At 68.3% G+C, this 14,031-nt stretch carries 15 protein-coding genes; 6 read left to right on the top strand and 9 right to left on the bottom strand.

The features are described 5' to 3' along the window. Positions 1-34: 34 nt before the first annotated feature. The 5 genes from ACQEU1_RS37745 to ACQEU1_RS37725 are packed head-to-tail and all read right to left on the bottom strand — an operon-like array spanning position 35 to position 5,378. Positions 35-1,135, bottom strand: a complete 1,101-nt coding sequence (locus ACQEU1_RS37745) for a branched-chain amino acid ABC transporter permease (RefSeq protein ID WP_433213076.1) — start codon at positions 1,133-1,135, stop codon at positions 35-37. After that, positions 1,132-2,019: a branched-chain amino acid ABC transporter permease gene (locus ACQEU1_RS37740; protein ID WP_433213073.1), complete on the bottom strand. Its 888-nt coding sequence runs from the start codon at positions 2,017-2,019 to the stop codon at positions 1,132-1,134. Before ACQEU1_RS37740 ends, ACQEU1_RS37745 begins: the two co-directional genes overlap by 4 nt. Further along, a complete protein-coding gene (locus ACQEU1_RS37735) occupies positions 2,012-3,832 on the bottom strand; it encodes an AMP-dependent synthetase/ligase (RefSeq protein ID WP_433213070.1) in 1,821 nt (606 codons plus the stop codon). Before ACQEU1_RS37735 ends, ACQEU1_RS37740 begins: the two co-directional genes overlap by 8 nt. Continuing rightward, a complete protein-coding gene (locus ACQEU1_RS37730) occupies positions 3,829-4,617 on the bottom strand; it encodes an ABC transporter ATP-binding protein (protein ID WP_433213067.1) in 789 nt (262 codons plus the stop codon). The genes ACQEU1_RS37735 and ACQEU1_RS37730 overlap by 4 nt, the downstream gene beginning before the upstream one ends. Next, positions 4,605-5,378, bottom strand: coding sequence for an ABC transporter ATP-binding protein (locus ACQEU1_RS37725; RefSeq protein ID WP_433213064.1), 774 nt, complete (start codon positions 5,376-5,378; stop codon positions 4,605-4,607). Before ACQEU1_RS37725 ends, ACQEU1_RS37730 begins: the two co-directional genes overlap by 13 nt. Positions 5,379-5,596: 218 nt before the next feature. On the opposite strand from ACQEU1_RS37725, the gene ACQEU1_RS37720 reads away from it, so the two are divergent. From ACQEU1_RS37720 to ACQEU1_RS37710, 3 genes are read left to right on the top strand one after another with little or no spacing between them, the layout of a single operon-like run. Continuing rightward, positions 5,597-6,061, top strand: coding sequence for an SRPBCC family protein (locus ACQEU1_RS37720; protein WP_433213061.1), 465 nt, complete (start codon positions 5,597-5,599; stop codon positions 6,059-6,061). A gap of 12 nt (positions 6,062-6,073) precedes the next feature. Continuing rightward, positions 6,074-6,793, top strand: coding sequence for a SigB/SigF/SigG family RNA polymerase sigma factor (locus ACQEU1_RS37715; RefSeq protein ID WP_433213058.1), 720 nt, complete (start codon positions 6,074-6,076; stop codon positions 6,791-6,793). A gap of 42 nt (positions 6,794-6,835) precedes the next feature. Next, positions 6,836-7,261: a DUF4383 domain-containing protein gene (locus ACQEU1_RS37710; protein WP_433213055.1), complete on the top strand. Its 426-nt coding sequence runs from the start codon at positions 6,836-6,838 to the stop codon at positions 7,259-7,261. Here the strand turns inward: ACQEU1_RS37710 and ACQEU1_RS37705 are convergent. Continuing rightward, entirely contained in the window at positions 7,248-8,171 is a 924-nt protein-coding gene (locus ACQEU1_RS37705) for a DNA topoisomerase IB (protein ID WP_433213052.1), read from the bottom strand. The genes ACQEU1_RS37710 and ACQEU1_RS37705 overlap by 14 nt on opposite strands. Positions 8,172-8,220: 49 nt before the next feature. Here ACQEU1_RS37705 and ACQEU1_RS37700 point away from each other — a divergent pair, with 49 nt between their 5' ends. The 3 genes from ACQEU1_RS37700 to ACQEU1_RS37690 are packed head-to-tail and all read left to right on the top strand — an operon-like array spanning position 8,221 to position 10,440. After that, positions 8,221-9,288, top strand: coding sequence for a carboxylate-amine ligase (locus tag ACQEU1_RS37700; RefSeq protein ID WP_433213049.1), 1,068 nt, complete (start codon positions 8,221-8,223; stop codon positions 9,286-9,288). Then, positions 9,288-10,055: an iron-containing redox enzyme family protein gene (locus ACQEU1_RS37695; RefSeq protein WP_433213046.1), complete on the top strand. Its 768-nt coding sequence runs from the start codon at positions 9,288-9,290 to the stop codon at positions 10,053-10,055. Before ACQEU1_RS37700 ends, ACQEU1_RS37695 begins: the two co-directional genes overlap by 1 nt. Positions 10,056-10,077: 22 nt before the next feature. Further along, positions 10,078-10,440: an STAS domain-containing protein gene (locus ACQEU1_RS37690; protein WP_433213043.1), complete on the top strand. Its 363-nt coding sequence runs from the start codon at positions 10,078-10,080 to the stop codon at positions 10,438-10,440. Between the two features lie 246 nt (positions 10,441-10,686). Here ACQEU1_RS37690 and ACQEU1_RS37685 read toward each other — a convergent pair whose 3' ends face one another. From ACQEU1_RS37685 to ACQEU1_RS37675, 3 genes are read right to left on the bottom strand one after another with little or no spacing between them, the layout of a single operon-like run. Then, positions 10,687-11,085: a hypothetical protein gene (locus tag ACQEU1_RS37685; protein WP_433213040.1), complete on the bottom strand. Its 399-nt coding sequence runs from the start codon at positions 11,083-11,085 to the stop codon at positions 10,687-10,689. A gap of 10 nt (positions 11,086-11,095) precedes the next feature. Next, positions 11,096-11,539, bottom strand: a complete 444-nt coding sequence (locus ACQEU1_RS37680; protein ID WP_433213037.1) for a nucleoside deaminase — start codon at positions 11,537-11,539, stop codon at positions 11,096-11,098. Between the two features lie 27 nt (positions 11,540-11,566). Continuing rightward, positions 11,567-13,891, bottom strand: a complete 2,325-nt coding sequence (locus ACQEU1_RS37675) for an immune inhibitor A domain-containing protein (protein WP_433213034.1) — start codon at positions 13,889-13,891, stop codon at positions 11,567-11,569. Positions 13,892-14,031: the final 140 nt, after the last annotated feature.

The following is a 14,031-nucleotide window of genomic DNA, read 5'->3' as shown; positions in this document are numbered from 1 at the left end:
ACCGCGACTCTCTTACCATGCATGGGGAATCTCCTCAGTACGAGAACGGCCAGGTGCGCCAGTAGTTGCGGACGCGGACCCAGATGCCGAACAACCCGCGTGGCTCGACGATGAGGAACACGATGATGAGCACGCCGTAGAGCACGGCCTCCACCTGGAAGACCGTGATCACGCCGGTCGCGTCACCACTGATGAACGGCAGCACCGCGGGCAGTTCCCTGGTGATGCGTGGCAGCAGAGTGATGAAGAGCGCGCCCATGATCGCTCCGGAGATGGTGCCCGCGCCGCCGATGAGCACCATCGCGATGTACTGCACTGACAACAGCAGGTTGAACGAGCCGGGATCGAAGAACCCGTTCACCACGAACAACAACGCGCCCGCGACACCCGCGTAGAACGAGGACACCGCGAACGCGAGCACCTTGTACTTCGTCAGGTCCACGCCGATGACCGACGCGGCCAGATCCCGGTCTCGTACCGCCGCGAACGCCCGCCCGACCCGCGACCGCACGAGGTTGCGCGCCAGCACGCCGAAGATCACCAGCAGCACGAACATCAGCAGGTAGAGCATTTGTGCGGCGGTGAACACCGAGTTGCTCTGGTCCAGCCGCACCCCGAAGAGCTCGGGAACCGCCGCCGGTCGCCCGATGCCGGGGCCGCCGGTGAGCGACGTCCACTCCTTGAAGACGTGCTCTCCCAGGAAGACCAGCCCCAGCGTCACGATCGCGAGGTAGAGGCCGCGCAACCGCACCGCCACCGGCGCGACCAGCACGCCGAAGAACGCGGCCACCAGACCTGCGGCCAGCAGCCAGATCGGCAACGAGGTGATGCCGAACCCGATCACCCGTCCCGTCTCGGGACCGGACAACGCCGCGGCCGTGTAGGCGCCGATCGCGAGGAAGAACGCGTGGCCCAGCGAGACCTGGCCCGCGTAGCCGGTGACGATGTTCAGCCCGATCGCGCCGATCGCCGCCACGAACCCCGTTGCCAGCAACTGCAGCAGGTCGTCGGTGATCATGAACGGCATGATGAGCGCGAACACGACGAGCCCGACCGTCCACGCGCGCTTGGGACGCGTGTTCAGGAACGCCATGTCCTGCCCGTAAGAGGTGTAGAGCTCAGGACGACCTTTCACAGCCTTTCCACCTCCTTCTTGCCGAACAGTCCGTACGGTCTGACGAGCAACACGAGCAGCATCAACGCGTACGGCGCGACCAGCCCGAAGTTCGGGCCGAGCCACGGCGCGAAGTCGTTCTGGTACGTGCCGAAGAGCGACTCGACGACCCCGACCGTCAGCCCGCCTACCACGGCCCCGCCCAGCGACTCCAGGCCGCCGATGATGATGGCGGGCAACGCTTTCAGCGCCACGATCCACAGCTGCTGGTCGACCCCGGCACCCGTGGCGACGAACACCCCGGCCAGCGCGGCGAGCCCGCCGGCCAGCGCCCACGACAGCGCGAACACAGACCCGACCGAAACCCCTTGTGCCAGCGCGACTTCCTGGTCGTAGGCGACGGCCCGCATGGCGAGACCGATCCGCGAGTACCGGAAGAACAGGAACAGCACGCCCGTCACGACGGCGGTCGTCGCGATCATCACCAGATAGCGTTGCTGCACCTCGGCACCGAGGAAGCCGACGGTGTTCAACCCCCACGGGTCGCCGACCTGCCGCACGTCGAGACCGATGAACGCGTTGGTGACGACCCGGACCACGACGTCCACGCCGATGGTGATGATCGCGACCACGAACACCGGCTTGCCGACCATCGGCCGCAACACCGCGCGTTCGACGCCCAGCGCCAGCACCGCGATCACCACGGCCGCCACGACCACCGCGCCCGCGAACGTCACCGCGGGCGAGAGGTACGAGACCAGCACGGCACCGGCCAGCATGAACGCCGGCTGCGCGAAGCTGATCACCTGCGTCGACTTGTAGATGATCACGAAGCCGAGCGCGAGCAGCGAGTAGATCGACCCGGTGCCGAGACCCCGGATCAACGACTGGAGAAACTCATCCATACATGCTCTCCACGAGGTCGTCGAACATCTTGCCCAGCGCGGATCTCTTCACCTTCTGCGTCGCGGTCAGCTCGCCGTCCTCGTGGTCGAGCTCCTTGGGGAACATCCGGAACTTCTTGATCTGCTCGACCTGGGCGAACTTCCCGTTCGTCTCGGTCACGATCTTCTGCACCAGCTCCAGGACCTCGGCCTTCTCCGACAGGTCCCGGTAGGTGGTGTAGGTGATCTTGCGTTGCCGCGCCCAGTGGCCGACGGTCTCGTACTCGATGCCGATCAACGCCACGAGGTACGCGCGCTGGTCGCCGATGACGACCGCTTCCTTGATGTACGGGGAGGTCTTGAGCGCGTTCTCCAGCTCGGACGGCGCGATGTTCTTGCCGCCCGCGGTGATGATGATGTCCTTCATCCGGTCGGTGATCTTCACGTGCGTGCCGTCGACCCACTCGCCGACGTCGCCGGTGTGCAGCCAGCCGTCGCTCAGGACCCGCGCGGTGGCCTCGGGGTCCTGCCAGTAGCCGGCGAACGTGCCGCCGTGCCTGGTGAGCACCTCGCCGGTCTCGTCGTCGATCCGCAGTTCGGTGCCGGGCTGCGGTTCGCCGACGGTGCCGAGCCTGACCCGGCCCGGCCGGTTCCCGGTGGCCACGGCGGTGTTCTCGGTCATGCCGTAGACCTCGTGCATCGGCACCCCGATGCCCATGAAGAACTTCAGCACGTCCGGGGCGATCGGCGCGGCACCCGAGGCGGCGTACCGGACGTGCCGCATGCCGATCCGGGCTTTCAAAGCGCGGAAGCAGAAGAGCCAGCCCAGGGCGTAGATCAACCGGCTTCGGCTGGTGTGCTTGCCGCCGGTCCGCACCAGCGTCTCGCCGATGCTTTCGGCTCTGCGCAACCAGAACCGGGTGGTCGTGCGCTTGGTCCAGGACGCGCTGGAGACGCCGATCTTGACGCCCGCCAGCACCTTCTCCCAGATCCGTGGGACGCCGAACAGGATCGTCGGCTGGACCTCGCGCAGGTTCGCCTGCACCGTCTCGATCGACTCGGCGAAGTGGACGCACACGCCGCTCGCCGCGCTGAACCACGTCGTGAAGATGCGCTCGGCGACGTGGCACAGCGGCAGGTACGACAGCGTGACGTCGGCGGAGGACGGCGGTGGCGAAGTGAAACCGCCGCCCTCCACCAGCACGTGGACGGCGAACTCGACGTTCGCCACGGTGAGCATCGCGCCCTTGGGCGGCCCGGTGGTCCCGGACGTGTAGATCAACGTCATGACGTCCTCGGGCGCGGTCGCCGCCATCCGCTCGGCGAGCTCGCCGCCGAACTCGTCGCGGTGGGCGGCGCCCAGTGCCAGGAAGTCGTCCCAGGCCATCAGCTTCGGGTTGTCGTAGCGGCCCCTGATCCCGCGTGGTTCGAGGTAGACGATCCACTCCAGGTCGGGCGTGTCCTCCAGCACCAGCAACGCCTTGTCGACCTGCTCCTGGTCCTCGGCGATCAGGATGCGCGCGCCGGAGTGCGACAGGAGGTAGGCGACCTCGGAGGCTGGGTTCGTCGGGTAGAGGCCGACCGTGATGCCCCGCGCGGCGACCGCGCCGAGGTCCGCGTAGAGCCACTCGCGGCGGTTCTCGGCGTGGATCGCGACCCGTTCGCCCGGCTGGAGTCCCAACGCCAGCAGGGCGTGCCCGACGAGCTCGACGTTCGCCCAGTAGCCGGACCAGGTGACCTCCTGCCAGATGCCGAAGTCCTTGGCGCGCAAGGCGACCTGGTCGGGGGTCTCGGCAGCGCGGTCTCGCACGCGCGTCACCACGGTCGTCGTCATGGCGTCACGCTCTTGTGCTGCTCGCCCAGGTACGCGCGGATGACGTCCGGATCCTGTTGCACCTCAGCGGGTGTGCCGGTGCGGATCGGGCGGCCGAAGTCCATCACCATCACGCGGTCGGCCAGGTCCATGACCAGGCCCATGTCGTGCTCGACCATGATCATCGGGATGTTCAGCTCCTCCCGGACGTCGAGGATGAACCGCGCCATGTCCTCGGTCTCCTCGACGTTCATGCCGGCGACCGGCTCGTCGAGCAGCAGCAGCTTGGGTTCCATGGCGAGCGCACGGCCGAGTTCGACGCGCTTCTGCACGCCGTAGGGCAGCAGGCCGACCGGGAACCGGCGCCACTGCTCCAGTTCCAGGAAGTCGATGACGTCCTCGACCGCGGCCCGGTTCTTGAGCTCCTCGTTGCGCGCTCTACCGAGCCAGAGGAACGCCGACAGCGCGCCGTACCGCATGTGGTTGTGGCGCCCCAGCATCAGGTTGTCGACGACCGTGAGGTGGGAGAACAGCTCGATGTTCTGGAACGTGCGGGCCATGCCGCGGGCGGCGATCCTGTGCGGGCGCATGCCGACCAGGTCGTCGCCGTGGAACCGCACGGTGCCGCGTTGCGGCCGGTAGACACCGCTCAGGACGTTGAAGATGGACGTCTTGCCGGCGCCGTTCGGGCCGATGATGGCGAAGAGCTCGCCTTCCTCGACGGTGAACGACACGGTGTCGACGGCGATGACGCCGTCGAACGCGAGCCGGATCTCGCTGACTTCCAGAACGCTCAAGACAACCACCGCTTCCTGCGCTTGTAGTGCTTGACCGCACGGAACGAGGAGGTGCCGAGACCGAGGTAGAACTCGCGGATGTCGTCGTCGGCGAGGAGTGCGTCCGCCGGCTTGTCCATCACGACCTTGCCGGTCTCCAGCACGTAGCCGTGGTCGGCGATGGAGAGCGCCATGCTGGCGTTCTGCTCGACCAGCAGGACCGTGGTGCCCTGTTCGTTGATCTTCACGACGAGGTCGCGGATCTGCTGCACGAGCAGCGGCGCGAGGCCGAGGCTGGGTTCGTCCAGCAGCAGGTAGGACGGTTCCGACATCAGCGCCCTGCCGATCGAGAGCATCTGCTGCTCGCCGCCGGACAGGTAGCCCGCGCTCTGTCTTCGCCTCTCCTGCAGCCGCGGGAACAGCTCGTAGCAGCGTTCGAGGTTGTGGCTGAGCCTCTTCGGCCTGGCGTGCCCGCCGACCCTGAGGTTCTCCTCGACCGTGAGCTCGGCCAGGATGCGGCGGCCCTCCAGCGCCTGCTTGATGCCGCGGTCCGCGATCTTCGCCGGTGAGAGGCGGTGGATCGGTTCACCGTCGAGGGTGATCGAGCCCTTGGTGACCTTGCCGTCGTGCACGTCGAGGAGCCCGCTGAAGGCCCTCATCAACGTCGTCTTGCCTGCTCCGTTGGCACCCAGGAGTGCCACGACCTTGCCTCGGGGCACCTTCAGGCTCACGCCCCGCAGCACCAGCATCACGTCGTCGTAGACAACCTCGAGGTTGTTCGCTTCGAGCACCAGCGCCTCCTCGTTGGGGCGTGTGACATACCGCGCAGTATGCCGCTCGTGAGACGTGGATCACAGAGCGGTTTGACCACTGTGGGCGATTTCGTGATGTGCAGATCGCGATTGGTGCACCACGCAGCGTGACCGTCCTCAATGGACATATGTCGGATGTGTAACGGCGCGTGACGCGGGTACTCACCTTCCGACACCAAGATGAAGGAGGAGGTTTCGTGACCACCATTGAGAAGTCGGTGGACGTCCACGTGCCGGTGAGCACGGCCTACAACCAGTGGACCCAGTTCGAATCCTTCCCGGCGTTCATGGACGGCGTCGAGAAGATCGACCAGCTCACGCCGACGAAGACGCACTGGACCACGAAGATCGGTGGCATCGTCCGCGAGTTCGACGCGGAGATCACCGAGCAGCACCCGGACGAGCGGGTCGCGTGGACCACGGTCGACGGCGCGCCGCAGGGTGGCGTGGTCACGTTCCACCGGCTCGACAACGACACCACGCGGGTGCACGTCCAGATGGAGTACCACCCGGAGACCTTCACCGAGAAGGCGGGCGCGGCGCTCGGCGTCGTCGGCCACCGGGTCGAAGGCGACCTCAAGCGGTTCAAGGAGTTCATCGAGAACCGCGGCACCGAGACCGGCGCGTGGCGTGGCGACGTGACGCCGCCGCCCCAGGTCTGATCGCGGTGCGCGTTGACGCCGGACCAGCACGCGGCGTTCGAGGAACTCGGCCGCACCGCCCGTAACTCGCCGCACTACTACATGATGCGAGACAGGCTGGTGCGCGAGTACCTCCCGCTCGCCCGGCACATCGCCCGCCGCTTCAGCGAACGCGGCGAGCCGATGGAAGACCTCGCGCAAGTGGCCGCGGTCGGCCTGATCAACGCGATCGACCGGTTCGACGTCGGCCGGCAGACGGACTTCCTGTCCTACGCCGTGCCGACGATCACCGGCGAGGTGCGGCGCCACTTCCGCGACCAGTGCTGGGCCGTGCGCGTGCCCCGCAGGCTGAAGGAGCTGTGCGACTCGATCGACGGAGCCACCGCCGAACTGTCGCACCGCACCGGGCGATCTCCCACTCCCTCCGAGATCGCCCGGCACCTGCGGATCCCGCTCACCGACGTCTACGAAGGCCTGCGCATCGAGAAGAACATCGCCTTCGCGCCGTTGGAGGACCTGGAGAGCTCCACCGTCGACGACCCCGCGCTGGAGGGCGTCGAGATCCACGAGGCCCTGCAGCCCATGCTGCGGGGTCTGCCCCGCCGCGAACGCACGATCGTCGTCCTGCGCTTCTTCGGCCGCCTCACCCAGACCGAGATAGCCCGTCGCGTGGGCATCTCCCAGATGCACGTGTCCCGGCTGCTCACCAAGTCACTGGACCAGCTGCGGCACGATTTGCTGGCGGAGGAGTGAAATGAGCGAGCGGGAATGTCCGGTTCTGGCGATACTGCTCTCATGAACCGCTTGCGGTGGCCCCAGAAGCTGGCGATCAGCACCGGCGCGCTGCTCGTCGTCTGGGGTCTGGCGGGCTTCGTCGTGACCGGCTTCTCGCCGTTCGCGAGCGAAGCCGACACCTGGATCCTCGGTCTGCGCGTCAACCCGCTGCAGAACGTGATCCACCTGGTCTTCGGCGCGGCGCTGCTGGGGTCGTACGCGCGGTTGAAGGCGCTGACCAGCACCGGGCTGCTGCTCGCGATGCTGTTCCTGGTGATGTTCGGGCTCGGCCTGGCGCGCTACGACGACCAGGTCGTGAACTTCCTCAACGTCAACCCGGGCTCCAACGCGCTGCACTTCCTCGCCGGCTTCGCGTGCCTGGCGGCAGCGCAGGGCGCTGCCTGGTGCCGCCAGTGCGACAAGGCCCCGGTGGTCAAGCCCGCCTGAGCAACCGGAGCACCGCGCGTTCCGGGTCTCCCCTGCCGATGACGTCGCCGTGCTCGAACGCCTCCACCAGGCGCGGATCCACGTAGGACTTCCGCGCGACGGACGGCGTGTTGCCGAGGTCCTCGGACACCTCCTTCATCACCGCGCTGACCGCGCGCTTCGACGGCCTCCCGCGTTCCTCCAGGGCCTCGGCGAACGCCTGGGCGGCGAACACCGTGGCGTGCCACGTCCTCAGGTCCTTCACGCTGAACTCGTCGCCGACGAGTTCGCGGAAGCGGTCGTTGACGTCGTCGGCGGTGAGGTCGAAGACGCGGCAGTCCGGGGTCCGGCCGCGCAGCAGCGACCGGACGGCCCTCGCGAGCGGCGGGTCGGTGATCTCCTGGTCCACCTCGACGCCGGACTTGGCGGGGAAGGTGAACCGGACGCGGTCGCCGCGGACGTTCAGGTGCTCGCAGAGCAGGGTCACCACGCCGTGGGTGCCGTTCTCCTCGGCGTACTCCTCGTGGCCCACGCGGAAGATGCCCAGGTCGAGCATGTGCAGTGCGATGCCCAGCAACCGCGGCCGGCCGCGCGACCTCATGTCCCGTTCCACCTGCTCGCGGAAGGCCTTGAGCTTCGGGGCGAGCTTCAGCACGCGGTCGAACTTCTCCGTGTCCCGGTCCGCGCGCCACTGCTCGTGGTAGAGGTACTGGCGCCTGCCCGCGTCGTCGTAGCCGACGGCCTGGATGTGGCCGTTGGGGTGCGGCGAGATCCACACGTCGCGCCACGCGGGCGGGATGACGAGGGCCTTCACCCGGTCGGCGTCGGTCCTCGGCAGGGTCGTGCCGTCGACCGCGAGGTAGCGGAAACCGGCGCCGTGCTTGCGGCGCGTCCAGCCCGGACCTGCGGTGATGCTGCGGCGCAGTCTCATCTGGTCACTCCAAGATTGATCTCTGTGGAACGCGGGTACCCGCTCGCCGATGAGTCACTACACGGTCGGTGTGGAGCAGGAGTTCCTGCTCGTGGACCCCGAGTCGCGGCGGCCGGTAGCGCTGGCACCTCGCGTCCGGGAGATCTCGCGCGCGCCTGGCGACCTCGACGTGCAGGGTGAGCTCACGCCGTTCCAGATCGAGATCGCCACCGGGGTGACGTCGTCGTTCGAGGAGATGTCCGAGCAGGTCCGGCTGGGACGCCGGGTGCTCGTGGACGCCGCCGACCAGGCCGGGTGCCGGCTCGTGGCGACGGGCATGCCGCCGATCGGCGAGGCCGGTCCGCCTCCCGGATCGGATGACCCGCGGTATCACCGGATCGAGTACTCCCACCGAAGACTCGTGACCGGAACGGGTGCGTGCGGACTCCATGTGCACGTGGGCGTTCCATCGAAGGCCGAAGCGCTGTCGGCGTCGAACAAGCTGCGGGTGTGGCTGCCGACGTTGCTGGCGTTGAGCGCGAACTCCCCCTACTACCAGGGGGAGGACACCGGTTATGCGAGCTGGCGGTCGATGGTGTGGTCGCGCTGGCCGGTGAGCGGGCCACCGCCGTGGTGGCGCGGGCCCGCCGACTACGACCGGACCGTGCAGGCGCTGATCAGCTCGGAAGCGTTGATGGACAGGGCGATGGTGTACTGGGACGTCCGCCCATCGGCTGATCATCCGACGGTTGAGGTGCGCGTCGCGGACATTCCGCAGCTGGCAACGGAAGTCGCGGTTCTCGCGGAGCTGATCCGGGCCCTCGTCGTGACGGAACCCTCCGAAGGGCGGGTGGACGATTCCGTGCTGCGGGCGGCATATTGGCGGGCGTCGCGCGACGGGGTCGACGGACTGGCCGCCGATCCACACACCGGAAAACTCTCCCCCGCGTTCGACCGGGCAGTGTCGCTCGTAGAGCACGTCGAGGTCGCGCTGCGCGATCGTGGCACTCTGTCTACTGTGGAGCAGCAGTTGGACTGGTTGCGCCACAACGGCTGCGGTGCCGCTCGGCAACGACGCTGCCCGGACCCCGAGTCCCTTGTGGACATGCTGATCGCCCGAACGCGTGAGGAAACCTGATGCGCCTCCCCGCTCCCCGCGGCCACATGAGCTCAGCCCTGGTCGCGGCGCTGCGCCTGCCTCCCCCGCCCGTGCCCGCGCTGCTCGTCAGCGGCGGCACCAGGGACGCCTGGCAGGACGACGACCTGCAGCTGTCGCTGTGGATCTGCTACGAGCTGCGCACCGGCGGGTTCGACGACGTCGCCGCCGGCTGGGACGAACACCCGGCCCTGGCCCAGTTCCACGCCGCGCTCGAGTCCCGCTGGGAGGACGCGCTGAGGTCGCTGACCGAGGTCACCTCCCCCGCCGCTCTCTCGGCCGACGGCCTCGCCGAGCTCCGCAGGCACCACGCGTTCTGGCAGCCGCGCCGCGAGATGCGCTCGGTGCTGCGCGACCTCCACGGCGACGCGTACGGCCCCCGCTCCGAACGCACCCACTCGGTGCTGTTCTCCGTGACGCTTCGCGACGTCACCCCGGCGGCCGGCGTGGACGAAATGCCCGCCCCCACCCTCGCCCTGGTGAACGCGCTGGCCCTGTTCGGCCAGCACCGCCGCCTGGTCGGCGCCCTCGTCGGCTTCCTGACCGCCGTCGACACCATCGGCGGCGACCCGTTCGCCCAGCTGCTGCCCGTCCAGTGCCCGCCGGACGACGTCCGACTCGGCTTCACCGCGTGCCACGAACTGCACGCCCGCCTGACCCGGCACGTGCACGCGGCGCAGGTCGCGGGCCGCACGTCGCTGAGGGGGCGTTGGATGGCGCCACCGCCCCGCGTTAACGTGGGGTGCTGACATTCTCTTGAAGGGAGACAGCGTGCCCGACCCCTCCGCCCTGGCCACCGTGGTCGTCGACCGGATCGCGCCCGACGTCGTCGTGCTGCAGGTGTCCGGCGAGCTCGACACGACGTCCAGCGGCGAGCTCACCGGGCCGCTCGACGAGCACGTGACGGAGGGCCTGAGGGCTCTCGTCGTGGACCTCGGCGGAGTGCGGTTCCTCGGTTCGGCCGGCCTCGAGGCCCTGGTGCTGGGGCAGCAACGGGCCGCGAAGGCCGGGGTCGAGTTCGTGGTCGTCGCGTCGACGAGGGCGGCGTTGCGCCCGATCGAGGCGACCGGGCTCGACCTGGTGTTCACGATCGTGGGGTCGGTGGACGAGGCGGTTCAGCGCACCTCGTCCTGACCAGCGAGAACCACTCGCCGTCGCTCCCGGTGTCGCCTCCGGCAAGCCGCAGGTAGGCGCACAGCACGTTGACGATCGTGCGTCGCTGGTCCGGCTGCTGCTGCCCAAGCCGTTCTAGCGCGTAGGGCCCGCCCGGCTGCACTGGCGCCTTCTCTTCACCGAACTGCTGCGCCTCCTCCTGCGTGCGCTGCCGCCGCGCCGCCGGGTAGAGCGTGAACAACCCGCCGCCACCACGACCCGGAAGCGCTACACCGCCTCGAAGTAGGCGCCCGAAGGTCCAGAAGGCCCGATCTGCGCCGTCCGCGCGATCACCGCCGCGTCCGGACCGGCACCATTGATCCGCAGCCGGGGGAACGAATCGGCATAGCGGACGGCGACGAGGGTGGCGACCGCCCTGGCCAGTGCGTCGTGCCCGGTGATCACCACGACCGGCGCCGCCGACCGTTCCAGCGCCGGCAGGTGCGACTGCAACACCCGGACCACCTCGACGAGTGCGCTCTCGAACTCGCGCGGGGCGCCCGCGTCGATGATCAGCACGTCCAGGTCCGCACCCTCGGCGACCACGGTGTGTCCCGCGGACGTGAGCAGGCGGGAGGTCTCGAGCCCCAAGGCCTCGTCCGCGCCGACGATCAGCACAGCAGCCACGCCGCCCACGCTAGTCCTGGCCGATGTCCTCGTACCAGAGTTCGGGGCGCTCGGCGATGAAGGTCGTCATCAGCTCGATCAGCGCCGGGTCCTCGACGACGGTGATGCCCACGCCGTGTTCGGCGAGCCACTCGTGGCCGCCGAAGAACGTCGTGGCCTCGCCGATCAGCACATGAGAGATGCCGAACTGGCGGACCAGGCCGCTGCAGTACCAGCACGGCGACAGCGTCGTGACCATGGTGGTGCCGCGATAGCCGCGCTGGCGGCCCGCGTTGCGGAAGGCCGAGGTCTCGGCGTGCATCGAGGCGTCGCCGTCCTGCACGCGCCGGTTGTGGCCCCTGCCCAGCAGACGGCCGTCGCCGCCGAAGAGGGCCGCGCCGATGGGGATTCCGCCTTCGGCGAGTCCCATCCGCGCCTCTTCGACGGCGACGGCCAGCATTTCCTCAGCTGTCATCGGGTGGAGCCTACCCGTAAGGGCGTTCTACGCAGTCTTGAACAACTTCACCGTCATCGACGTGCCGGACTGCCGCAGCACGCGCAGACCCACGCCGACGGCCGGCAGCTTCACGCCCGCGTTCGGCTGCTCGGCGTACCAGAACTGCTTGGTGTCGTCGAACGTCGGCTGGGCCGCCTGGCCGCGGACGTAGGACGCCTTGCCGTTGACGTGCAACGTGAAGGAGTCCGACTTCTGCAGGCCGAACGGCGCGTCGTAGCCGCTGACGGTCGGCGACCAGCGCTGGCCCTCCAGGTTGTACAGAGGTGCCGGGTTGGCGTCGATCGGCAGGATCAGGCCCTCACCGGGGTGCTCGCTGACGTTGTTGTCGAGGAACGAGGTGTTCCACAACGACACCAGCAGGCCGTCCTGGTACGGGAAGTGCTCCACGAAGTCGGGCTTGTCCGGGAAGCTGAAGCGGTACGGGCCGGTCTGGTTGTACTTGCCGTACGACTCGTACGTGCGGTTCGACGCGATGTAGAACTGGTCGAACGTCTTCGTCTCCTTGCCCTCGGTCGTGCGGAACCCGCGGGTGGTCCACACGCCCGCCGTCTCGCCGCCGTCGGTCAGCACGGGAGCGCCGTCCGCCGTCACCACGATCTGGTCGGCGAAGAAGCCCTGCAACGCCAGCGCGCCGTCGGTGCGGTAGGCGAAGCGGAGCTTGGTGTTCTTGCCGGCGTACGCGTCCAGCGACACGTTCACGTCGACCCACTGGCCGCCGGACGAGCTGGAGATCGCGGGCGAGTCGCCGGAGTCGCGGGCGAACGGGACGCCGCCGGCGGTGCCGTCGAGCTGGGTCCAGCTGCCGTCCTCATTGGACGCTTCGACGTAGAGGTAGTCGTAGTCGGCCTCGATGTCGAAGCGCGCCTTCAGCGTCAGGGAAGCGCTGGTCTTGCCGCGCAGGTCCAGAGGCGCCGTCATGGAGTGGTCGAGGTCGTTGCCCTTCTCGCTCCACCACATCTTGCTGCCCGCGAACGGGGCGCCGTAGTCGAAGTTCTTCGAGATGTCCGGCAGCACGACGACGAGGCCCTGGGCCTTGGCGCTGTTGTACTCGTGCGGGCCGAGCTCGAAGACGCGTTCCTGACCGGCGACCGCGACCTCGTAGTCGAGCCAGCCGAGCTGGAGCTTGTCCCACGCGGAGAACTCGTTGGCGCGCTCACCGGGAGCCTCGCCGGGCGCGTTGACCCGGTTCTGCGCCATGATCGACCACCAGTTGACGCCGTTCGCGCCGCCGTTGGTGTCGTAGTGGTCCGGCAGGCCGAGGTCGTGGCCGTACTCGTGCGCGAAGACGCTCACGCCGCCGTTCTCGGGCTGCACGGTGTAGTCGCCGACCCAGATGCCGGTGTCACCGATCTGCGCGCCGCCGAGCTTGTTGGTGCCGGGACCGGTCGTGTAGTTCTTGAACGCGTACCCGCGGTGGCTCCACAGCGCGTCCTCGCCCTGCAACGGGTCGCCGTCGGCCTGGTCGCCGCCCGCGTGCACGATCTGGAAGTGGTCGATGTAGCCGTCGGGCTCGTTGAAGTCGCCGTCGTTGTCGTAGTCGTACCGGTCCCAGACGTCGTACTCGGCCAGCGACGCCTTGATCTGCGCGTCGGTCCTGCCGGCGGCCTTCTGGTCGGCGACCCACTGCGTCACCGCGTCCTTGATGAGCTCACGCGAGTTGTTGCAGATGTTGTCGTTGCACGGGAAGCCGTTGCTGCGACCGTAGCGGGCCTCGTTGTACTTGACCTTCACCCAGTCCGTGACGAGACCGTTGACGGTGTAGCGGCCGGACGACTGCTTGTCGTAGAAGTTCGCGACGGAGTTGGCGTCCTTCTTGCGGCTGAAGTACAGGTCCTGGAAGTACTTCTGGCTGAAGTCCTTGCGCCAGATCGTCGTGTTGTCGACGGCCTGGTTGGGCTCGGGGATCTGGTTGTGCGTCGGCCCGTCGAACCGCTGCGGCCCCGGCGTGCCCGGGTTCGTGTCGCGGTCGGGGTAGTCGGGGTGCCGCTCGTTGCCGAACTCCGTCAGGATCACGAAGATCTTGTCGGTCTTCTCCCGCTTGAGCTCGACGTACTGGTCCTTGTCCTTCTTCTTGCCGACCTTCGCGACGGTGCTGGTGCCCCGCTTCTCGGTCGTGGCCTGACCGGTCAGCACGTCGGCGAGCGCCTGCTGCTTCAACGCGCGGCGCTTCACCTCCAGCTCGTGCGGCTGCTCGTCGGACTGCCGCGTCTCCTGGACCTCGGGCTGCACGGGCGGCGTCGCGGTGGCCGGTGTGACCATGGCCGCGCTGATGAGCGCGAGCGCCGCTGCTCCCGCCAGAACTCTTCGCACTTGTGTTCCCCTCCTCGGAATCCCGAGGGGAACCTACGTTCGCGATTTCCGGCACGACACGTCCGAAGGTCGGGAGAAAAGGGACAAGCCGGGATCACGCGCAGGTGTTGACCTGTCGCCCGGAACGTCGGGAAAGTGGT

Source organism: Lentzea sp. CA-135723 (assembly GCF_050936595.1).
Classification (GTDB): domain Bacteria; phylum Actinomycetota; class Actinomycetes; order Mycobacteriales; family Pseudonocardiaceae; genus Lentzea.
Note: the sequence above shows the minus strand (reverse complement) of the source record. Positions and strands in the feature narration are given on the sequence as shown.

Excerpts from the sequence above, each read along its gene's own strand:
- ACQEU1_RS37735 (WP_433213070.1), bottom strand. The coding sequence starts at position 3,832 with ATGACGACGACCGTGGTGACGCGCGTGCGAGACCGCGCTGCCGAGACC.
- ACQEU1_RS37700 (WP_433213049.1), top strand. The coding sequence starts at position 8,221 with ATGAGTCACTACACGGTCGGTGTGGAGCAGGAGTTCCTGCTCGTGGAC.
- ACQEU1_RS37680 (WP_433213037.1), bottom strand. The coding sequence starts at position 11,539 with ATGACAGCTGAGGAAATGCTGGCCGTCGCCGTCGAAGAGGCGCGGATG.
- ACQEU1_RS37710 (WP_433213055.1), top strand. The coding sequence starts at position 6,836 with ATGAACCGCTTGCGGTGGCCCCAGAAGCTGGCGATCAGCACCGGCGCG.
- ACQEU1_RS37695 (WP_433213046.1), top strand. The coding sequence starts at position 9,288 with ATGCGCCTCCCCGCTCCCCGCGGCCACATGAGCTCAGCCCTGGTCGCG.
- ACQEU1_RS37705 (WP_433213052.1), bottom strand. The coding sequence starts at position 8,171 with ATGAGACTGCGCCGCAGCATCACCGCAGGTCCGGGCTGGACGCGCCGC.
- ACQEU1_RS37740 (WP_433213073.1), bottom strand. The coding sequence starts at position 2,019 with ATGGATGAGTTTCTCCAGTCGTTGATCCGGGGTCTCGGCACCGGGTCG.